This is a genomic window from Stenotrophomonas sp. 05L413 (assembly GCF_056397945.1).
Genome location: NZ_JBFTOL010000006.1, coordinates 340,332 through 360,233, shown reverse-complemented (window position 1 = coordinate 360,233; position 19,902 = coordinate 340,332). Strand labels below are relative to the sequence as shown.

Genomic DNA, 19,902 nt, shown 5'->3' with positions numbered 1-19,902 from the left:
GGGTTGAGCCGGGTGAAGTGGTTCGATCAGGTCAAGATCTTGACGGATATCGCGTTATCCTTTTGCCCGGTTTTCCACCTTCACAGCAGAAAGGACGCTTCATGAAAGGAATGGTCTACACGACGATGGTGCTGTTGGCCGCTGCAGGGCCAGCGATGGCGTCCCCGGCCTGCGAAAAGGCCTTCAAGACGGTAGGGGATCCGCGCAACGGCGCGCTTTACATGGCCGATCTCACCTTGCCGGGGTTGAAGGTTCAGAGCGCGCTGGACCAGCTGCGCAAGATCGGCGGCGATGACAAGTTCGAGGTCGGCGGCCAGCTGGTGGACGGCGACAGCGGCGATCAGTACCTGATCCAGCGAGAAGGCCTGCGCACCCCGCTGGTGATGGTTGCGACGGCCGACCGCACCGGCCGCGTCACCCTGGCGACCAAGCTGGCCCGCGGCCAGACGATCGAGCCGCAGGCGGCCAAGCAGTCGATGTGCGAGATGCTCGGCAAGCTGAAGGCAGGCAGCCAGGGCGATGCGCTCGCTGCGGCGGGGCGTTCGCAGTATCCAATGCCGGCCGTAGAGACGGTTGCCGCGCCGGACCTGTCCAAGAAAATGGGCAAGGAAGTGAAAGACACCATGGCGCTGTACCGCAGTGCCGGCGCCTTCAAGGACATGTTGCTGGGGACCACCACCAACAAGGAAGACAAGGGCGATCGCTCGGCCACCTTCCTGCCGCTGTACGCGAAGTACGTGGGGCGGCGCTATCAGATCGACGGCCAGATCTATACGGTCAACACCAACACGTATTCGACCAAGCCCGGCGAGGTCGGCTCGATCAACTATCTGGTCACCCCGACCCGCGGCCTGCTGCGCGTCCGCCAGAACGACACGTTCAACAACAACAACTACACCATCCGCTGCGAATTCGCGTCGGACCAGGCCGCCAACTTCACCATGCTGCGCGAGCGCGACTGGGCCAAGCTGGAAGGCGAGATCAGTTCGATCGAGGAAAGCTCGATGACGCTGCGCAACTGTCGCCAGGCCTCGTAACAACGGACCTGTTGAAACGGAAAAGGCCCGCGAGATGCGGGCCTTTTCACTGCGGCGTGGCGGCGGGATTCAGCCAGCCAGCTGCTGCTTGACCAGCTTGGACACCAGGCCCATGTCGGCCTGACCGGCCAGGCGCGGCTTGAGGGCGCCCATCAGCTTGCCGATGTCGGCCGGGGTGGTCGCGCCGGTTTCGGCGATGGCGGCCTGGATGGCGGCCACGATCTCGGCCTCGCCCAGCTTGGCCGGCAGGTACTGGTCGATCACCACGATTTCCTCGCGCTCGATCACGGCCAGGTCTTCGCGGTTGGCGGCTTCGAACTGGGTGACCGAGTCCTTGCGCTGCTTGACCATCTTTTCCAGCACGGCGAGCACGGCGGCGTCGTCCAGCTCGATGCGCTCGTCGACTTCGCGCTGCTTGATCGCGGCGTTCATCAGGCGGATCACGCCCAGGCGGTGCTTCTCGCCGGCCTTCATGGCGGCCTTCATGTCATCGGTGAGCTGCTGCTTCAGGCTCATGGGAACACCTCGTGTCGGTGGAAAAGGAAAGCGGAGCGCCGAAGCGCTGGAACGCAAAAAGCCGGTAACGCTCGCGCGTTCCGGCTTCGGCTCCGTCACGACAGGCCAAGGCCTGCCGTATCGAAGTTGCGTCCGATCAGTACAGGCGCTGACGCTTGGTGACGTCGCGCGACGAACGGCGCAGCTGACGCTTCACAGCAGCGGCAGCCTTACGCTTACGCTCCTGGGTCGGCTTTTCATAGAACTCGCGCTTGCGGGTTTCGGCCAGCACGCCGGCCTTTTCGCAGGTGCGCTTGAAGCGACGGAGCGCAAACTCGAAGGGCTCGTTCTCGCGGACTTTAACGCTGGGCATGGAATCTCCGGGACACAGTAGAACCGGGTCACGCCCGGTGAGAGCCGCACATTATAGCGGCGAGAAAAGAAGTTGCAACCCACCCCGGCGAACTTCTTGGCCACGGGTGATGCGCAGACAGGCCAGCGTACGTCTGCCGGGGCCTGAAGAGGTCCATAATACCCATTATGCGAGTCCTTGGTATCGAATCTTCCTGCGATGAGACCGGCGTGGCGGTGTATGACACCTCCCTGTCCGGGATCGACGCCCTGCGCGCCCATGCGGTCTACAGCCAGATTGCCCTTCACGCCGAGTACGGCGGGGTGGTGCCCGAGCTGGCCAGCCGCGACCACGTGCGCAAGCTGCTGCCGCTGATCCGGCAGACCCTGGCCGAGGCCGGCATGACCGTGGCCGACATCGACGGGGTGGCCTATACCGCCGGCCCCGGCCTGGTCGGCGCGCTGCTGGTCGGGGCGGGCGTGGCCCGTTCGCTGGCTTGGGCGCTGGAGGTGCCGGCGGTCGGTGTACACCATATGGAAGGGCATCTGCTGGCCCCGCTGATGGAAGACGATCCGCCGCAGGCGCCCTTCGTGGCCCTGCTGGTGTCCGGTGGGCATACCCAGCTGGTCGCCGTGGACCGGATCGGCCAGTACCGCCTGCTCGGCGAGACCTTGGACGACGCCGCCGGCGAGGCCTTCGACAAGACCGCCAAGCTGATGGGCCTGCCGTACCCCGGTGGCCCACAGTTGGCCGCCCTGGCCGAGCGCGGCACGCCGGGCCGGTTCAAGTTCACCCGCCCGATGACCGACCGCCCCGGGCTGGATTTCAGCTTCTCCGGGTTGAAGACCCAGGTCCTGCTGGCCTGGCGCGACAGTGACCAGAGCGAGCAGACCCGCGCTGACATCGCACGTGGCTTTGAAGATGCCGTGGTCGACACCCTGGCGATCAAGTGCGAGCGCGCGCTGGATGCGGCGGGCACCGATGTGATCGTGGTGGCCGGCGGGGTGGGGGCCAACAAGCGCCTGCGTGCCAAGCTGCAGCAGATGGCCGCCCGCCGTGGTGGCCGCGCCTGCTTCCCGCGCCCGGCGCTGTGCACCGACAACGGCGCGATGATCGCCTTCGCTGGCGCGCTGCGTCTTGAAGCGGGCCAGCACACTCCGCCCCAGGTGCAGGTCACGCCGCGCTGGGATATGGCGACGCTGCCGGCGGTGTAGGGCGCGCCCACTCACCCCGGTTCCCGGCACATTCCGGACAGCCCCGTTACCATGGTCGCCATCTTCCACGTGGCATGGCTATGGACAAGGTATTCATTGAAGGGCTCGAAATCGATGCCCTGATCGGGATCTACGACTGGGAACGGCGGATCCGCCAGACCCTGCGTTTCGATCTCGAAATGGGCTTCGACAACCGCCGCCCGGCGGCCAGCGACGACATCGCCGATACCCTCAATTACAAAGCCGTCAGCAAGCGCATCGAGCAATTCGTGCGTGACTCGGACTACGGCCTGGTCGAAACCCTGGCCGAGCGCATCGCCGAGATCGTGCTGCGTGAATTCAACGTGCAGTGGCTGCGCCTGAAGCTCAGCAAGCCCGGCGCGGTACGCGGCGCGCGCGCGGTTGGCGTGATCATCGAGCGCAGCGCGCAGGACCTGGCAACGCCCTGATACCCCTGATAGGAGAGCGATACACGATGTTGGATGCGGTAGTGGCAACCCGATGGCTGGACAGTGTCCAGCGGACCCTGGAACCCTGGCCCTGGGCCTACACCCTGCTGGTGCTGGCGGCGCTGGCCCTGGCGGCCTGGCTGGCCAACTTCGTCACCAAGAAGATCCTGCTGCGCGGTCTGCGCAAGCTGGTCAACCGCCTGCCTGGCCACAGCGCGGGCAATGAAGGTGGCAACAACCTGCGGGTGATCTCGCGGCTGTCCAACGTGGTGCCGAGCATGGTGATCGCCGCCGGCATCCGGATCGTGCCCGATCTGCCGCCGGAGCTGGTGGAGTTCGTGATCGGGGCGTGCCGGGCCTGGGCGGTGCTGACCGTGGCGCTGGCCGTCTCGCATGCGCTGGACGCCGCCAACGATCTGTACGAGCGCCGCCCGGATGCGCGCAACAAGCCGATCAAGGGCTACCTGCAGGTCGTGAAGATCATCGTCTTCGTGATCGCCGGCCTGTCGATCGTGGCGACCCTGCTGGGGGTGAAGCTCGGCCCGCTGGTCACCGGCCTCGGCGCTGCCACCGCGGTACTCATGCTGATCTTCCAGGATACGATCCTGTCGCTGGTGGCCAGCGTGCAGATCAGCGGCGATGGCCGGGTGCGGCTGGGCGACTGGATCGAAATGCCCAGCCAGAACGCCGATGGCGATGTGATCGATATCGCGCTGCACACCATTACCGTGCAGAACTTCGACAAGACCATCACCACGATCCCGACCAAGAAGCTGGTGACCGAGTCGTTCAAGAACTGGCGCGGCATGCAGGAAGCGGGCGGGCGCCGGATCAAGCGCTCGTTGTATCTGGACCAGCACAGTGTCGGCTTCGTCGATGCGCCGATGCTGGCCGAGCTGGAGCAGTTCGCGGTGCTGGGCGATTACCTGCGCGGCAAGCAGGCCGAGCTGCAGCAGTACAACGCCGAACTCCAGGCCAAGGGCGTAGCGGCCGTCAATGCGCGCCGGGTCACCAACCTGGGCACCTTCCGCGCCTATGTGGAGCGCTATCTGCAGCACCATCCGGGCATCCATACGGAGATGACCCTGCTGGTACGGCAGCTGCAGCCCACCACACAGGGCCTGCCGCTGGAGATCTACTGCTTCACCCGCAGCACGGCGTGGGGTGAGTACGAGGGCGTGCAGTCGGACGTGTTCGATCACCTGCTGGCGATCCTCCCGGCCTTCGGGCTGCGGGTTTTCCAGGAATCCAGTGATGCCATGTTGATGGCGGGGCAGCAGCGCCTGGCCGCTGCGGAGTAAGCTCCTGTGCCTCCGTCGCCGCCCGCGCGGCGGCGGGGGTCTCCCTCCGGGGAAGAAAAATGAACGCAAAAGTCATTCACAACGGCTTCGGGAACGCTAGAATCCCGGGCTTGTAAACGTTTTCATAAGGACAGCCGGTGGCCGCCGATCGTATCGAAACCCTCATTGCCCAGATGACCGTCGTTGAAAAAGTCGGCCAGCTGGGTGTGTTCGCCGACATGGTCCGCCCGTTCGCGCCGGATGTGAATCCGGAAGCCAACGTCAGCAACGCCGACCAGGTGCTGCAGCAGGTGCGCGAGGGCAAGGTGGGCTCGCTGTTCAATGGCGTGGGCGTGGAAGCCGGCCGCCGCATCCAGCAGGTCGCGCTGGAAGAAAGCCGCCTGAAGATCCCGGTGATCCTGGCTGCGGACGTGATCCATGGCATGCGCACCGTGTTCCCGATCCCGCTGGGCGAGGCCGCCAGCTTCGAGCCGGATCTGGCTGAGCGCACCGCACGTGCCACCGCGGTGGAAGCCACCGCCGCCGGCCTGCACTGGACCTATGCGCCGGCCGTGGATATCGCCCGCGACCAGCGTTGGGGCCGGGGTGCCGAGGGTGCCGGTGAAGACGTGGTGCTGGGCTGTGCATTCGCCGCCGCCCGTGTGCGCGGCTTCCAGGGCCCGGACCTGCGCGCCGACGATGCGCTGCTGGCCACGCCGAAGCATTTCGCCGCTTACGGCGCGGTGATGGCAGGCATGGAATACAACATGGTGGACATCTCGCCGCAGACCCTGCGCGACGTCCACCTGCCGCCGTTCAAGGCCGCCTTCGAAGCCGGCGCCCTGACCGTGATGTCCTCGTTCAACGACATCAACGGCGTGCCGGCCAGCGCCAACGCCGAGCTGCTGACCGACATCCTGCGCGGGGAGTGGAACTTCCCGGGCGTGGTGATCTCCGATTACACCGCCGACATGGAACTGGTCGCGCACGGCTATGCCGCCGATGACCGCGACGCCACCGCCAAGGCCTTCACTGCCGGCTTGGACCTGAGCATGCAGAGCGGCTTCTACGCCGAGCACCTGCCGGGCCTGATCGAGAGCGGCGAAGTGCCGATGGCCACCCTGGACGAATCGGTGCGCCGCATCCTGCGCCTGAAGGACGCGATCGGTCTGTTTGACGACCCGTACCGCTCGCTCGATCTGGCACGCGAAGCGGACACCTCGCATATCGCTGCGCATGACGAACTCTCGCGCGATGCCGCGCGCCGCTCGATCGTGCTGCTCAAGAATGCCGAGTCGGTGCTGCCGCTGAAGAAGGCCGGGCAGAAGATCGCACTGATCGGGCCGTTCGTGCAGGACCGCGAGAACATCGAAGGCTGCTGGACCTTGTTCGGCGACAAGTCGCGCTACGTCACCCTGGAAGCCGGCGTCCGCGCGGCGATCAGCGATGAAGCGCTGCTGGAGATCGTGCCGGGCTGCGATCTGGAAGCGGCCGTGCAGGACGGTATCGAACAGGCGGTCGCTGCCGCGCTGCGTGCCGATGTGGTGGTACTCGCGCTGGGCGAACCGCAGCGGTACAGCGGTGAAGCCCAGTCGCGCGTGGAGATCACGCTGCCGCCCGCGCAGCAGGCATTGGCCGAGGCAGTGGCGATGACCGGCAAGCCGCTGGTGGTGCTGCTGCGCAATGGCCGCGCGCTGGCCCTGCAGGGCGCCGTGCGCAATGCGCATGCCGTGGCGATCACCTGGTACCTGGGCACCCAGACCGGGCACGCCGTGGCCGATGTGCTGTTCGGTGATTACAACCCGTCCGGTCGCCTGCCGGTCAGCTTCCCGCAGGTGTCCGGCCAGCAGCCGTACTTCTACAACCACGCGCGTACCGGTCGCCCGGAACTGCCGACCATGTCCGAGTTCAAGGCGCGCTGGCGCGAGATTCCGAACGAGCCGGCATACGCCTTCGGCCACGGTATCGGCTACACCACGTTCGCCTATGGCGTGCCGCAGCTGAGCAGCGCGCAGCTGGGCTGGGACGACACCCTGACCATCACCACCACGCTGACCAACACCGGCGCGGTGGCCGGTGAGGAAGTGGTGCAGCTGTACATCCACGATCGCGTGGCCAGCCGCGTGCGGCCGGTGCGCGAGCTGAAGGGTTTCGACAAGATTGCCCTGCAGCCGGGTGAGAGCACCGAGGTGCACTTCACGCTGGACCGCCATGCGCTGGGCTTCACCGGTCGCGATGGCGTGTTCCGCGCCGAGCCGGGCCAGTTCGAGCTGTGGGTGTGCGCATCGTCGGTCAGCGGCGAGCCGGTGATCTTCGAGCTGCTGGCCGCCTGAGCCGGCCTGGCGTCGTCCGGTAGTGCCGGCCGCTGGCCGGCACCACCGTGAGCCATCATCGGCGGCTGACGTTTCGGCAGTTACGCTGGCTCCCTCGTGAAACCGATGGAGCCACCCATGCGCCTGACCCGTACCCCGTTGCTGTTGGCCTTGGCCAGCCCGTTGTGGCTGGCCGCCTGCAGTCCGTCGGCGCCGCCGCCGGCCGAGACTGCCGCCGCCGATCCCGCCCAGGGGCCGGCCACGACCATTCCGGAAGGCCGCCCGACGCCCGGTGATACTGTGCCGTCGTCCGGCCTGTCGCCGGATGCGGTCACTGCCGGCAGCCCCGCGCCGACGAGCGCTGGCACCCGCGATGTCCGTCAGCGCATCGATCAGGTCCTCGGCGATTCTGCCCAGTACGAAACGGTCTTCAACGCCTTCCAGAAAGCCGTCAATGGCGGCGATCGCGCCGCGGTGGTCGAGGAGGTTCGCTTCCCCTTGAACATCGCCAACGGCGCCAGGATCACCGGCCCCGGCGAGTTCCAGCGCAACTACGAGCGCATCCTGACCCCGGCCGTGCGCAAGGCCATCGCGGCGCAGAAATTCGACGACGTCGTGGTCAACCAGCAGGGCGTGATGATCGGCGACGGTCAGGTCTGGCTCAACGGCAGCTGCCTGGATCAGGCGTGCAGCCGCACCGAGGTCAAGGTCGTGACGATCCAATAAGCCGGTGCAGCGCCGGAACGCGCGTGAGTTGTGCAGGCTGCCGGCGATGCGCCGGCAGCCTGCCAAGGCTCAGGCCTTCGGCGTGAGCTTGAGCAGCTTGCCGTTGCTGCCATCTTCCAGCAGCCAGATCGCGCCATCCGGACCCTGTTCGATCTCGCGGATGCGCTCACCCATGTCGAAGCGCTCGGCCTCGCGGGCGGTGTCGCCGTCGAAGGCCACGCGGACCAGCGCCTTGGACGACAGGCCGCCGATGAAGCCGCTGCCCTTCCACGCCGGGAACTGCGTACCGTTGTAGATGATGAAACCGGCCGGGGAGATCACCGGGGTCCAGGTCACCTTGGGGGCAGCGAACTCCGGACGGGTGTCGTGGTCGGGGATGTCGCGGCCGTCGTAGTGGCTGCCGTTGGAGACGATCGGGTAGCCGTAGTTGGCGCCGCGCTCGATCAGGTTCAACTCGTCACCGCCGGCCGGACCCATTTCGTGCACCCACAGCTTGCCGCGCGCATCGAAGGCGATGCCCAGCGCATTGCGATGGCCCAGCGACCACACCTGCGCGGCCACGCCGCCCTGCGAGGCAAACGGATTGTCGGCCGGTACGCTGCCGTCGTCGTTGAGACGGATCAGCTTGCCGAGATTGCCGCTCATCTCCTGGGCCGGGTCGAACTTCTGGCGCTCGCTGGAGGTGATCCACAGTTTGCCGTCCGGACCGAAGGCGAGGCGGTGGCCGTAATGGCCCTTGCCGCTGACCTTGGGGGTCTGGCGCCAGATCACCTTGAGGTCTTCCAGCGTCCCGCTGCCATCGGCCGCCAGTGCCAGGCGCGCACGCGCCACCGCAGCACCGCGGGTATCGCCATCGCCTTCCTCGGCGTAGCTGAGATAGATCAGCTGGTTCGTCGCGAAGTCAGGGTGCGGCAGCACATCGCCGAAACCGCCCTGGCCCCCGTAGGCCACCTCGGGCACGCCGGTGATGGTGGCGGTCTTGCCGGTCTGCACGTTGAAGTGCTTCAGCGCGCCTTTCCTCTCGGTGACCAGCAGGCTGCCGTCGGGCAGGAAGCTCATCGCCCACGGTTCGTCGAAGCGGGCGAACTCCGTGGCGGCGAATGGCCACTGGGCTTTCTTGAGGACCGGTGCGGTCGGGCTGGCCGTGTCTGCCGCGACACAGGCGGTGGTGAACAGGGCGGGGGTGAGACTGATGGCGAGGGTGAGCAACAGCTTGCGGGTCATGGAAGTCTCCGTCGGGGAGGCGATGGCCAGCCCCTGTTGTACACCATGGCCATCAACGCCGCGTGGACCAGAGGTCCTGCAGACATGACAACGGCGACCCGAAGGCCGCCGTTGTCGTTTGCGCCGTTGCTCTGCGGGCAAGCGCGATCAGGTGCCGCGCGGTACGCCCTTGTCCAAGTGCGCCTGGCGCAGCGCGGTGGATTCATCCCAGCCGCGGCGCACGGCAGTACGGGCCTGTTCCCAGCTCAGCTTGCTCTGGCCATGTTCCTGCGCCCAACGGGACTGCAGCTCGGCTTCCACTTCTTCATACGCGCGGATCATATCGTCGGCACGGGTGCGATGACCGAGTTGATACGCGGGCTCGTAATCATCGAAGAACTGGTTGTTGTCGTAGTACGGTTCGCTTGGAAAGCGCTCACGCCAATAGTCCGATACGGCCTGGCGCGGGACACCGTCTTCCGGCACCCGGCCGGGAATCTGATAGTCAGTGCTCATATGTTGGCTCCGGTTGGGTGAGGCTTCACCGTACCCAAAGCCGGGTTAACGTCATGGGCCCGCGAGGTGAATGACACATCAAGCGCCATTCACCTGCGCATCTGCTCAGCCGGGGTGATCGCGGCGCGGGAACATGTAGATCACCGCACCGACGGCGAACGCGATGCCCGCCGCAGCAATGTTCTGCCAGCTCGCACTGGCGAACAGGGCCAGGCACAACACCAGCGCCAGGATCGGAATCAACGGGCCACCCGGCAGCTTCAGTGCACCCGGGCGATCACGGAAACGACGCGCCAGCACCAGCACCGCGGCGGCCGTGCCGATGTAGGCGAACAGGCGCGTGGTCATCGACAACAGCGCCAGCTGCACGAACGAACCGGACAACGCCAGCGCCAGCGCGATCAGGCCCTGCGCGATGATCGCCGCCGCCGGTGTGCGCAGGCGCGGGTGCACCTGGGCCAGGATCTTCGGCCCGTAGCCATCGCGTGCCAAGGCGAACAGGAAGCGCGGGCCCATCATCATCGTGTTGCTGTTGGTGCCGAGGATGGAGATCGTCGCGCCCACCGTCAGGATCAAGGCGAGCGTGAGTCCACCGAAGCTGGCGGCGGCATCGGCCAGCGGCGTCGGCGAGCTGGCCAACCCGGCCAGCGTGCCCTGCGCGATGAACTGCACCGCGCCGTAGATCACGGTGACGGTGATGATCATGGTGATCAACGCGAACGGAATATCGCGGCGCGGGTTCTTGTACTCGCCGGCGGCGGCCGGAATGTTCTCGAAGCCGGCGTAGGCATACAGCAGCAGCAGCGCGGCTTCGCCCATGCGCTGCAGATCGTGCGGGTCCGGGCGCACGCCGGAGAAGGCCAGATCGGTATCGACGTAGAACACGCCGATCGCCACGAACAGCAGCAGCGGCAGCAGCTTGCCGATCACCAGAATCACCCCCGTGCGTGCCGCCGAGCGCACGCCGGCCACGTTCACCGCAGTGAGGAAACCGAGCGAGACGACGATGATCGCGACGCGGCCGATGTCATGCCCGGCCCACGGCCAGAAGCGTGCCACCGCATCGGCCAGTGCATTGCTGAGCGCGGCGGCGGAGCTGATGCGGGTCAGCCAGATCATCCAGCCGATCTCGAACCCGGCAAACCGACCGAACGCCTCACGCGCATACAGATAGCTGCCACCGGGCTCGTCGAAGTAGCTGGCGGCCTGCGCATAGCAGAGCACCAGCAGCGCGACCACGATGCCGGCGGCGACCACGCCCCACAGGCTGAAGGGGCCGAGCAGGGCAACGGTGGCGGCCGGCAGCAGATAGATGCCACTGCCGATCACATCGTTGATCGAGAGCCCGACGATCTGCCAGCGGCTGACCGCGCGTTCGAGCTGCGGATCCGGCGGTGCGGTACTCACTGCACGGTCCCCGCCAGTACGGGCAGTTGCCACTCGGCCTGAAGGCGCTGGTACTCCGCACGCGGCAGCAGCACGAAGCGCGGCCGCGCGCTGGCATTCAACCAGGCCAGCAGCGTGGTCATCCGTGCGGGCTCCATCGCGGTGCAGCCGGCGGTGGCCTCACCGGGCGCGCGCCACAGGTGGGCGAAGATGCAGCTGCCACGGCCGGGCGTGGCCTTGGGGTTGTGCTCGATGACGAAGCCTTCGCGATAGCGCACGTCGCCCTTGTTGTGCAGGTCCAGCCGCATCGGCTCGGTTGAGCCTTCCACGGCCTCGGCGCCGACCACCTCCGCATCGACGATGCGGTTGTAGTACGGCGAATCCGGTACATCCATGCAGTAGCTGGTATCGCGCATCGGCTGGTAGGGCAGGCCGCTGGTGACGCCGGGCGCATAGCCGAAGGCCGGCCCGATCGCAAAGATACCGGCCGGGCTGCGCCCGTCGCCTTCCTGCTTCTGCGGCGTGCCGGCCTGGGCCGGATGCAGTCCCTCGCCCCACGCGCTGCCGCTGCGGCCCACGGCCACATCGAAGGCGGCGCCATGTGGCTGCCAGCCCGTGTCGGTGCGCTCGAAAGCCTGCAGCCTGCCCTGGGTGGCCTCCCAGCCTTCGGTGGTGACCACGACCAGCTGCGTGCTGCCCTCCAGCGTGGCGGCGAAAACGGGCGCGCTGACGACCAGCAACACGGCGGCGGTGACGGAACGGAACAGCGACATCATCGTGGCGGACTCCAGGGATCAGCTGTCGATCAGGTGTTCGATCCGTTCCAGGTTCACCCCGAGCTGGCGGTGGCGGTCCGGGTTGGCGTGGCACAGCAGGACGAAGACAACATCCAGCAGGGACTGCAATGAGGAACGGTACAGCAGTTGCGCCACGTGCGGCGCCGGGTCGTGGGCGCACAGCACCAGGCTGGCATCGGCATGCGCGCGCAGCGGGTTGGCGCTGTGGCGGGTGATCGAGACTACCTTGCCGCCCATGTCCTGGAACTGGCGCGACAGCTGGAACAACTGCGGCAGCTTGCCGAACTCGGAGAACACCAGCATCGCATCCCCGGGCCGCGCGGCCGAGAGGTTGGCCATCATCAGGATCGGATCGGCGTGGTGCACGGTGAGCATGCCGAGCAGCGACAGCCGCATGGCGAACTCACGCGCGTACAGGCCGTCATCGCCCAACCCGTAGACGAACACCTTGGGTGCCCCGTCGATCAGCTGCACGATGGCTTCGATGTCGGCCTGTGGATTGGCCAGCCAAGTTTCTTCTTCGGCGGCGGCTTTGCTTGCGCGCAGCCGCTCGGCGATCTGGGTGAAGCCGTCGGCCGCCTCCGGCGCGGGTGGCCGGCTGTGCGGGTCATTGCCGGCGCGCGCGACGGCCTCGCCGATGGAGTACTTGAGATCGGGGTAGCCCTTGAAGCCGAGCTTCTGGCTGAACTTGACCACGCTGGACTGGCTGATCCCCAATGCACTGGCCAACTGCTGGGAGGAGTAATCGCGCAGGAGGTGGGCGTTGTCGAGAATGAAGTCGGCGATGCGACGTTCGATCGCCGACATGTGGTCACGCTCGGAGCGGATTTTCACCAGGGGCGGCATGGGCACGGGTCAGGACCACCGCCGCGGCGTGATCATGTCCAGCCCACGCACCTCGGTGATGCCCAGCCCGGGCGCATCGCTGATGGTGATCTCCGATTCGTTGAAGTTGACCCCGCCGGTGACCGGGTTGAACTGGCCCAGTGACGGCCCGTCCAGATCCACCTTGGTGATGATGTCGCTCTTGGCGACGGCCAGGTGCACGGCGGCGGCCACCGAGATGCTCGATTCGATCATGCAGCCGATCATGCACGGCACGCCGTAGATCGCGGCGATGTCGGCGATGCGGATCGCGTTGGACAACCCGCCGGTCTTCATCAGCTTGATGTTGATGATGTCGGCGGCGCGCTGCTGGATCAGGTCGAATACCTGGCCGGGGTTGAACACGCTTTCATCGGCCATGACCGGCGTGTTGACGCGATCGGTGACGTATTTCAGGCCACTGATGTCGGCGGCCTTGACCGGCTGCTCCAGCAGCTCCAGCACCACGCCGGCTTCTTCCAGCGCATGCATCGCGTGCACGGCCTGCTTGGCGGTCCAGCCCTGGTTGGCATCCAGCCGCAGCAGGGCGCGGCCCTGCACCGCGGCGTGGATCGCCTTGACCCGTTCGATGTCCAGGCCGATGTCCTTGCCGACCTTGATCTTCAGCGACTCGAACCCGCGTTCGATCGCCGAGAGCGAGTCGGCCACCATCTTGTCGATGTAGTCCACGCTGATGGTGATGTCGGTGGTGATCACCGGGTCGCCACCACCGAGCATGCGGTACAGCGGCGCGTTGTGCAGCTGCGCCCACAGATCGTAGATCGCGATCTCCACCGCCGCCTTGGCGCTGGTGTTGCGTTCCATCGAGGTCTGGATCAGCCCGCAGAGCCGGTTGAGGTTGGCCACGTCCTCGCCGATCAGGCGCGGCTTGATGAAGCTGTCGATGGCCTCGATGATCGAGCCGTGGGTATCGCCGGTGATCACCGCCGTGGCCGGCGCCTCACCGTAGCCGGTGTGGCCGCTGTCGGTGCGGACCAGCACCACTACGTCTTCGACGGTGTCCACGGTGCGCAGCGCGGTCTTGAACGGGGTCTTCAGCGGCACGCGCAGCATGCCGAGTTCGATGTCGGTGATCTTCATTCAGGGGGTCTGTGGCCGAAGGCGCTGGATGTTGGTGATGCGGTCGATGTAGCTCACGGTATCGCTGGCCATCATCGGCTCCAGCGGAGTGACCGACACGCCGTTGAGATGGGCCTGCACGCGCTTGCCGTCCGCGCCGATCCAGCCGCCGCCGGCGGTGTCATGGATCAGCCAGGTGCGGCCGTCGATGTGGCCGATCGCCATCATCACGTGGCCGGGGATGTAGACCAGATCGCCGACCTGCAGCTCTTTTACGGCGGCGTCGCGCGTGGGCTTGCCGTCCTTCGCGGTGAAGGCGATGCGGTCCAGCGCGGGGCTGATCGCCTGCGCGCTGGTGTTGCGTGGCATCAGCACGCCCACGCTGCGGTAGATCTCCGAGACGAAGCCGCTGCAGTCGCGGGTGTCGTAATCGTGGCCCCAGCCGTAGCGTTCGCCGAGGAACTTGAAGGCCTGGGTCAGCAGTGTGCGCGGGGTCAGCGGCAGGTAGTCATCCGCAGTGTCCTGCGAACGCGGCAGCAGCGCCGGGATCAGTGCCAGGCGACCGTCGGCTTCGCGTACCGGCAGCCGCACCACATGCGCGGCATGTGCCTGCTGGCCATTGACGGTCTTCTCCAGCGGCCAGTCGGCGATCACCGGCAGGCGCACGCCCATGTCCAGTTGAAGCCGCGACACGCGCGGTTCCTCGGGCGTGTAGGCGGTGAACGCCGTGGCGCCGGTGACCACGCGGTAAGGACCGTGCTGACCGTAGCCGAGCACGGTCTCCGCATCGCCGATACCCACGAAGCGCCTTTCGATCCACGCCGAATACCGTTCGCTGGTGATGAACAGCCAGCGCCCGTCGGCGCTTTCATGCAGCACCGCCACCGCATCGCCGGGGAACAGCGCCGACTCCTGGAAGCGGTCGATATCGGTGTCGCCCTGGCTGCTGAACACCCGCAGCGCGGTCGGGAACGCCCGCAGCGCGGCACGATGGGTCACCAGGCCGTACTGGAGGGCGCGCTGCGCCGGTATCGCGTCCAGCGCGAGATTGGCCAGCGTCTCACTGCGCTGCCCGTCGCTGATGGGCTTGCCATCCTGGCCATACAGCGTGCGCTGTGGCCACGTGGACAGGGACTGGATGCTGCCCAGCACTTGAGCGCGGGGCAGCTGCGCCGGCAGCGCGCGGAGATCGTGGATCGAGGCGTCTTCGGCACGCATGCGGGCGTTCTGCGCGGCGATAGCTGCGCGATCAAGGATCACGCGGTCCGGATCGGGCAGGCGATCGGCCCAGAAGCCGGGCGCGAGATAGGCCTCGCGCAGGGCGATGACCCCGCCGAAATCGGCGGCGGGCGCAGCACGCGGCGCCTCGGCCCATGCCGGCGCCAGCGTCGTCGCAAGGACCGCCGCCAGTAAAGTGCGCGAAAGCCAGCGGGACCGCACGGGGCGGTGGGGGGAAGCCAGGATCATCACGCGGTCACCCTCCTCGGAAGCATCAGGAATATTTATTCCTTTTTTCGACGAAAGCAAGAATAAATTATTGACCGGCTATCAGGCCCGTGTTACACAGCGATTACCCCACCCGCACCTTGGGAAGTGTCGCCGTGGATCCTGTGATGCGCAAACCGCGATTGCCTCTGCCTGCTGTCTGGTGCCTGTGCGCTGGTCTGCTGGCAACGCCGTGGGGGCTGGCCGCTGCGCCGGCCGCGCTGCCGACGGTGATAGCCGGGATCGACCGCGGTGCGTTCGCGCAGGCCGAGGCCGACATCGCGGCGGCGTTGCAGGATCCGCGCCTGCCGGCAGCCGATCGTCAGGCCTATGCCTTCGAGCGCGAGCGCATGCGTCGCATGCGACTGGACTTCACCCTGGACGCGTCGGCTGCCAAAGCGCAGCTGCGCAAGCAGATCCCCGACCTTCGCGAGGACGAGTTCGCGCGCTGGGAGGCGGCCGGCCTGATCGAACACCTGGATATCGATGGCCAGCGCCGCTACTTCAAACGCGCGCCGTCCAATCTGTTCCGGATCAGCGCCGAGGCACGCGCGCGGCGGGCACCCGATGCCCCGGTGCCGAAGGATGGCCCTTACGAGCACCTGCACCCGCACCACGAGGAGATCGTCGCTGCGGCCCGCGCTACGGGCGCGACCAGCCTGGTGCCGCGCCGCATCGAGGTGACCCAGTCGCTGGTGGTCAAGCCCGATGCCGTGCCTGCCGGCGAAATCATCCGCGCGTGGATTCCGTACCCGCGCGCCATCCCCGGGCAGCAGCAAGACATCACCTGGATCGCGGGTTCACCGGCCGGCGCGCAGGTGGCGCCTGAAGCCACCCTGCAGCGGACCGCCTACCTGGAGCGCAAGGCGGTGGCCGGCACGCCCACGGAGTTCCAGATCCGCTACGCAGTGACTGTGTACGCCCGGCATATCGAGGTCGATCCGGCCAGGGTCCAGCCCACGCCGCAGGATCCTGCGCTGAAGCCGTACCTCGCCGAGCAGGCGCCGCACATCGTGTTCACCCCGGCGCTGCGCGCGTTCTCGACGAAGGTAGTCGGGACGGAGACCGATCCGTACCGGATCGTGCAGAAGCTGTTCGACGCGGTGGACGCCATTCCGTGGGCCGGTGCGCGCGAGTACGCGACGATCGCCAACATCAGCGATTACGCCCTGCACGCCGGCCATGCCGATTGTGGGCAGCAGACGCTGCTGCTGATCGCCCTGTTGCGCCTGAACGGGATTCCCGCGCGCTGGCAGTCCGGCATGGTCTATTCGGACGATGCGGTCGGCTACAACAACCTGCACGACTGGGGCGCGGTGTATCTGGCCCCATATGGCTGGGTGCCGATGGATGTCACCACCGGCCGGCTGGACAGCCCGCAGCCGGCGTTGCGCGATTTCTATCTGGGCGGGCTGGATGCCTATCGCATCGCCTTCAACGACGACTACGGCCAGCCGCTGGTGCCAGCCAAGCAGCACGTCCGCTCGGACACGGTGGATTCCCAGCGCGGTGAGGCCGAGTGGTCCGGCGGCAACCTGTACTTCGATCAATGGAATTACGACGTCCAGTCGCACGTGGTGCCACTGGAGGCAACGCGGTAAACAGCGGTATCCACGATTCCACATCTGCAGGAGAGAGCAGGGAATGAATGCAAAGCGATTGAAGCGTGCGGCGTTGTACGCCGCGCTGGGGGTGTGTCTGGGCAGCCTGGTGCCGATAGGCGCCTCGGCACAGAACGTCAGTGGTGCCGTGGCCGGCCGTGCGACGGCCGGTGACCAGGTGACGGTGGTCAGCAACGGCACCGGCCTGACCCGCACGGTCACCGCCAGTGCCGATGGCAGCTACCGCCTGGGTCAGTTGCCGGTCGGCGATTACCAGCTGCAGCTCAGCCGTGATGGCCAGAAGCTGGGTGAGCCGTTCGCGGTGAGCGTGGCAGTCGGCGGCACCACCACCGTCAATCTGGCCAGCAGCGGTGACGTGGTCAACCTCGATGCGCTGCAGGTGATCGGTGCCCGCGTGGTCAACCGCGTGGACGTGTATTCCACCGAGACCTCGTTCAACGTCAACCGCCAGGAGCTGTCGCGTCTGCCGGTGGCGCAGGATCTATCGGCAGTGGCATTGCTGGCACCCGGTGTGGTGGGCGGCAATTCCTCGTTCGGTGGCCTGTCCTTCGCCGGTTCCTCGGTGGCAGAGAACGCGGTCTTCATCAACGGCTTGAACGTCACCGACATGTACACCCGTCGTGGCTTCTCCAGCGCGCCGTTCGGCTTCTTCAACGAATTCCAGGTCAAGACCGGTGGCTACTCGGTGGAATTCGGGCGTTCCACCGGCGGCGTGATCAATGCGGTGACGCGCTCGGGCACCAACGAGTTCCAAGGCGGCGTGGAAGTCACTGCCGAACCGAGCGCGCTGCGCTCCAGCCCACGTGACCACTTCCATCGCGACGGCACGCCGCATTCCTATGCCAGCCGCGACGACAGCTCGTTCCTGAAGACCAACGTCTGGGGTTCCGGCCCGATCATCAAGGACAAGCTGTTCCTGTTCGCGATGTATGAAGACCGCGACGACACCGGCCACAACACCTCCTCCGACGCACTGAGCTGGTTCAAGAACAAGAGCGACAACGGCTTCTGGGGCGCCAAGCTGGATTGGAACATCAACGACAACCACAGCCTGGCGCTGCTGGCGTTCTCCGATGAGGGTGAGATCACCAACGGCGCGTACAACTACGATTGGGATGATGATCAGATCGGTGCGTGGGGCGGCGATTCAGTCACCGAGACCGGTGGCAAGAACTGGTCGGCAACCTACACCGGTCACTTCGGCGAGAACTTCACCGCGCGTGCCATGGTGGGCGAAAACAACCAGCGCGCCTTCACCAACTCCTCGCTGGATGAAGCGTGCAGCCCGGTGTTCACCGACGCCAGCTATGCGTCACGTCTGGGCAAGCTCAACGGCCTGCGCCCGGGCTGCCACCCCACCGGCGCCGCCGTTGCCGAGCGCGATGACACGCGCGAAGTCGCGCGGTTGGACTTCGAATGGCAGCTGGGCACGCACCTGCTGCGCTTCGGTGTGGACCGCGAGCTGATGACGACCAAGCAGTCCACGCGTTACCCGGGCCCGACCCAGCTCAGCTACACCGCCTACGTCGCCCGGCCGGGCGATGAAGTGTGGGATGGCGCCAACGCCTATGTGCCGGCCGGTGTGACCGAGATGCTGCGCGCACGCAATCGCGTGTCCGGCGGCACCTTCGAGACGGAAGCCAACGCGTTCTATCTGGAAGACATCTGGAACATCACCCCGAACCTGATGTTGAACCTCGGCGTGCGCTGGGACCGCTTCGAGAACCGCACTGCCGACGGCGATGCCTTCATCAAGATGGACGACCTGATCGCGCCGCGCTTCGGCTTCTCGTGGGACATGAAGGGCGACGGCAGCACCAAGCTGTTCGGCAACGCCGGCCGCTATTACCTGCCGGTGACCAACAACATCAACGTCAACTTCGCCGGTGGCCTCACCGACGAGTACTCCTACTACGTGCTCAACGGCTGGCAGCAGCAGGCCAATCCGGTCACCGGTGCGCCGTACATGGCCCCGGTCATCGGCCAGCAGATCGGCCCGGTCGATACCCGCATGAACACCGGTGCGGCCGACCTGCGCCAGAGCGTGGACAAGGATCTGAAGGCGGTCTACCAGGACGAGTACATCCTCGGCTTCCAGACCATGATCAACCAGGCTTGGTCGTGGGGCGTCAACGCCACCTACCGCAAGATGGACCGCGCGCTGGATGACATGCGCATCAACCACACCCCGTGCGGGCCGACCGGCACCACCCTGTGGCCGATCGCCAATCCGGGCGAGAGCCTGACGATCTGGGGCGACTCCAGCATCGGCTGCGCCACCGAGGGCTGGATCACCATTGATACCTCCAAGGATGGCTACCGCAAGGGCGGCAGCCTGGAGGTGGTGGGCTATTCCAAGCCCAAGCGCACCTACAAGGCGCTGGAATTCCAGATCGACCGCGCGTGGGATGAGAAGTGGCTGTTCAACGCGTCTTACCTGTGGTCGCGCAGCGATGGCAACTTCGAAGGTCCGGTCAATTCGGATACCAACTACGGCGACACCGGCATGGTCCAGCACTGGGATCATCCATCCAACAACCAGCGCTATGGCCCGCTGTTCAACGACTTCCGCCATCAGTTCAAGTTCCGCGCCGCCTACGCGCTGAACGAGCAGTGGTCGTTCGGCACCACGCTGCAGGTGCTGTCCGGTGGCCCGATCACCGCCTTCGGCGTGATGTGGCCCAACGACACCGTGGCCGGCGGCAGCACCTCCAGTGAAGGCAGCGGCGGCGGTACCGGCTGGCTGTGCGTGGCCAACTGCTCGGGCGCGTACAACCAGCGCCAGTTCGAGTACAGCCCACGCGGCGCCTTCGGTCGCCTGCCGTGGACCTGGACCATGGGCGCCAACGTCACCTGGCGGCTGCCGGTGGAGGGCATCGACCTGAGCGCACGCCTGTCGGTCTACAACCTGTTCAACAACCAGACCGTCATCAACGTGCACCAGCGTTATGAAGCCCAGCCGGGCCAGGTGCGTGAGAACACCTTCAACACCGGCACCCGCTGGCAGGCACCGCGTTACACGCAGCTGATGGTGACCTGGAACTTCTGATCCGTCCCGTGCGTGGCAGGTGCCGACAGTGCGTC

General features: G+C 66.4%; 17 protein-coding genes. 8 read left to right on the top strand and 9 right to left on the bottom strand.

The features are described 5' to 3' along the window. Nucleotides 1-101: 101 nt before the first annotated feature. Nucleotides 102-1,037 carry a hypothetical protein gene (locus AC1DIQ_RS15380; RefSeq protein WP_226956686.1) on the top strand — a complete coding sequence of 312 codons (936 nt, stop codon included), beginning with the start codon at nucleotides 102-104 and terminating at the stop codon, nucleotides 1,035-1,037. Between the two features lie 69 nt (nucleotides 1,038-1,106). Here AC1DIQ_RS15380 and AC1DIQ_RS15375 read toward each other — a convergent pair whose 3' ends face one another. Further along, nucleotides 1,107-1,553: a GatB/YqeY domain-containing protein gene (locus tag AC1DIQ_RS15375; protein WP_176990535.1), complete on the bottom strand. Its 447-nt coding sequence runs from the start codon at nucleotides 1,551-1,553 to the stop codon at nucleotides 1,107-1,109. A 136-nt stretch (nucleotides 1,554-1,689) separates the two neighbouring features. Next, nucleotides 1,690-1,905: a 30S ribosomal protein S21 gene (rpsU, locus tag AC1DIQ_RS15370; protein ID WP_002808376.1), complete on the bottom strand. Its 216-nt coding sequence runs from the start codon at nucleotides 1,903-1,905 to the stop codon at nucleotides 1,690-1,692. Nucleotides 1,906-2,072: 167 nt separating this feature from the next. On the opposite strand from rpsU, the gene tsaD reads away from it, so the two are divergent. The 5 genes from tsaD (at nucleotide 2,073) to AC1DIQ_RS15345 (ending at nucleotide 7,865) form a co-directional block, all read left to right on the top strand. After that, nucleotides 2,073-3,098 carry a tRNA (adenosine(37)-N6)-threonylcarbamoyltransferase complex transferase subunit TsaD gene (tsaD, locus tag AC1DIQ_RS15365; protein WP_070471538.1) on the top strand — a complete coding sequence of 342 codons (1,026 nt, stop codon included), beginning with the start codon at nucleotides 2,073-2,075 and terminating at the stop codon, nucleotides 3,096-3,098. 80 nt (nucleotides 3,099-3,178) lie between these two features. Next, nucleotides 3,179-3,547, top strand: coding sequence for a dihydroneopterin aldolase (folB, locus tag AC1DIQ_RS15360; RefSeq protein WP_088434566.1), 369 nt, complete (start codon nucleotides 3,179-3,181; stop codon nucleotides 3,545-3,547). Between the two features lie 26 nt (nucleotides 3,548-3,573). Next, nucleotides 3,574-4,848: a mechanosensitive ion channel family protein gene (locus tag AC1DIQ_RS15355; RefSeq protein ID WP_121042281.1), complete on the top strand. Its 1,275-nt coding sequence runs from the start codon at nucleotides 3,574-3,576 to the stop codon at nucleotides 4,846-4,848. Nucleotides 4,849-4,985: 137 nt separating this feature from the next. Next, complete coding sequence (locus AC1DIQ_RS15350) at nucleotides 4,986-7,160, top strand: glycoside hydrolase family 3 N-terminal domain-containing protein (RefSeq protein ID WP_282262184.1); 2,175 nt, start codon at nucleotides 4,986-4,988, stop codon at nucleotides 7,158-7,160. 117 nt (nucleotides 7,161-7,277) lie between these two features. Further along, a complete protein-coding gene (locus tag AC1DIQ_RS15345) occupies nucleotides 7,278-7,865 on the top strand; it encodes a hypothetical protein (RefSeq protein WP_478050333.1) in 588 nt (195 codons plus the stop codon). 69 nt (nucleotides 7,866-7,934) lie between these two features. Here the strand turns inward: AC1DIQ_RS15345 and AC1DIQ_RS15340 are convergent, their stop codons facing one another. From AC1DIQ_RS15340 to AC1DIQ_RS15310, 7 genes are all read right to left on the bottom strand, one after another. After that, complete coding sequence (locus AC1DIQ_RS15340; protein WP_478050332.1) at nucleotides 7,935-9,089, bottom strand: PQQ-dependent sugar dehydrogenase; 1,155 nt, start codon at nucleotides 9,087-9,089, stop codon at nucleotides 7,935-7,937. Nucleotides 9,090-9,236: 147 nt separating this feature from the next. After that, entirely contained in the window at nucleotides 9,237-9,584 is a 348-nt protein-coding gene (locus AC1DIQ_RS15335; protein ID WP_121042287.1) for a hypothetical protein, read from the bottom strand. 105 nt (nucleotides 9,585-9,689) lie between these two features. Next, nucleotides 9,690-10,991 carry an APC family permease gene (locus tag AC1DIQ_RS15330; RefSeq protein ID WP_121042289.1) on the bottom strand — a complete coding sequence of 434 codons (1,302 nt, stop codon included), beginning with the start codon at nucleotides 10,989-10,991 and terminating at the stop codon, nucleotides 9,690-9,692. After that, nucleotides 10,988-11,746: a L,D-transpeptidase family protein gene (locus tag AC1DIQ_RS15325; protein WP_478050331.1), complete on the bottom strand. Its 759-nt coding sequence runs from the start codon at nucleotides 11,744-11,746 to the stop codon at nucleotides 10,988-10,990. The genes AC1DIQ_RS15330 and AC1DIQ_RS15325 overlap by 4 nt, the downstream gene beginning before the upstream one ends. Before the next feature lie 18 nt (nucleotides 11,747-11,764). Continuing rightward, entirely contained in the window at nucleotides 11,765-12,613 is an 849-nt protein-coding gene (locus AC1DIQ_RS15320) for a MurR/RpiR family transcriptional regulator (RefSeq protein WP_121042293.1), read from the bottom strand. Between the two features lie 9 nt (nucleotides 12,614-12,622). Then, the gene (locus AC1DIQ_RS15315) at nucleotides 12,623-13,732 is read right to left on the bottom strand and encodes a dipeptide epimerase (protein WP_121042295.1); all 1,110 of its coding nucleotides are present in this window, start codon (nucleotides 13,730-13,732) and stop codon (nucleotides 12,623-12,625) included. Further along, nucleotides 13,733-15,178, bottom strand: coding sequence for a C40 family peptidase (locus tag AC1DIQ_RS15310; protein WP_121042297.1), 1,446 nt, complete (start codon nucleotides 15,176-15,178; stop codon nucleotides 13,733-13,735). 134 nt (nucleotides 15,179-15,312) lie between these two features. Between AC1DIQ_RS15310 and AC1DIQ_RS15305 the strand changes: the two genes are divergently transcribed. Both AC1DIQ_RS15305 and AC1DIQ_RS15300 read left to right on the top strand, forming a co-directional pair. Next, nucleotides 15,313-16,797 carry a transglutaminase-like domain-containing protein gene (locus tag AC1DIQ_RS15305; protein WP_121042299.1) on the top strand — a complete coding sequence of 495 codons (1,485 nt, stop codon included), beginning with the start codon at nucleotides 15,313-15,315 and terminating at the stop codon, nucleotides 16,795-16,797. Between the two features lie 43 nt (nucleotides 16,798-16,840). Next, complete coding sequence (locus tag AC1DIQ_RS15300) at nucleotides 16,841-19,867, top strand: TonB-dependent receptor (protein ID WP_121042301.1); 3,027 nt, start codon at nucleotides 16,841-16,843, stop codon at nucleotides 19,865-19,867. Nucleotides 19,868-19,902: the final 35 nt, after the last annotated feature.

Excerpts from the sequence above, each read along its gene's own strand:
- tsaD (WP_070471538.1), top strand. The coding sequence starts at position 2,073 with ATGCGAGTCCTTGGTATCGAATCTTCCTGCGATGAGACCGGCGTGGCG.
- AC1DIQ_RS15380 (WP_226956686.1), top strand. The coding sequence starts at position 102 with ATGAAAGGAATGGTCTACACGACGATGGTGCTGTTGGCCGCTGCAGGG.
- AC1DIQ_RS15335 (WP_121042287.1), bottom strand. The coding sequence starts at position 9,584 with ATGAGCACTGACTATCAGATTCCCGGCCGGGTGCCGGAAGACGGTGTC.
- rpsU (WP_002808376.1), bottom strand. The coding sequence starts at position 1,905 with ATGCCCAGCGTTAAAGTCCGCGAGAACGAGCCCTTCGAGTTTGCGCTC.
- AC1DIQ_RS15315 (WP_121042295.1), bottom strand. The coding sequence starts at position 13,732 with ATGAAGATCACCGACATCGAACTCGGCATGCTGCGCGTGCCGCTGAAG.
- AC1DIQ_RS15320 (WP_121042293.1), bottom strand. The coding sequence starts at position 12,613 with ATGCCGCCCCTGGTGAAAATCCGCTCCGAGCGTGACCACATGTCGGCG.
- AC1DIQ_RS15345 (WP_478050333.1), top strand. The coding sequence starts at position 7,278 with ATGCGCCTGACCCGTACCCCGTTGCTGTTGGCCTTGGCCAGCCCGTTG.
- AC1DIQ_RS15375 (WP_176990535.1), bottom strand. The coding sequence starts at position 1,553 with ATGAGCCTGAAGCAGCAGCTCACCGATGACATGAAGGCCGCCATGAAG.
- AC1DIQ_RS15355 (WP_121042281.1), top strand. The coding sequence starts at position 3,574 with ATGTTGGATGCGGTAGTGGCAACCCGATGGCTGGACAGTGTCCAGCGG.
- AC1DIQ_RS15340 (WP_478050332.1), bottom strand. The coding sequence starts at position 9,089 with ATGACCCGCAAGCTGTTGCTCACCCTCGCCATCAGTCTCACCCCCGCC.
- folB (WP_088434566.1), top strand. The coding sequence starts at position 3,179 with ATGGACAAGGTATTCATTGAAGGGCTCGAAATCGATGCCCTGATCGGG.
- AC1DIQ_RS15325 (WP_478050331.1), bottom strand. The coding sequence starts at position 11,746 with ATGATGTCGCTGTTCCGTTCCGTCACCGCCGCCGTGTTGCTGGTCGTC.
- AC1DIQ_RS15300 (WP_121042301.1), top strand. The coding sequence starts at position 16,841 with ATGAATGCAAAGCGATTGAAGCGTGCGGCGTTGTACGCCGCGCTGGGG.
- AC1DIQ_RS15310 (WP_121042297.1), bottom strand. The coding sequence starts at position 15,178 with ATGATCCTGGCTTCCCCCCACCGCCCCGTGCGGTCCCGCTGGCTTTCG.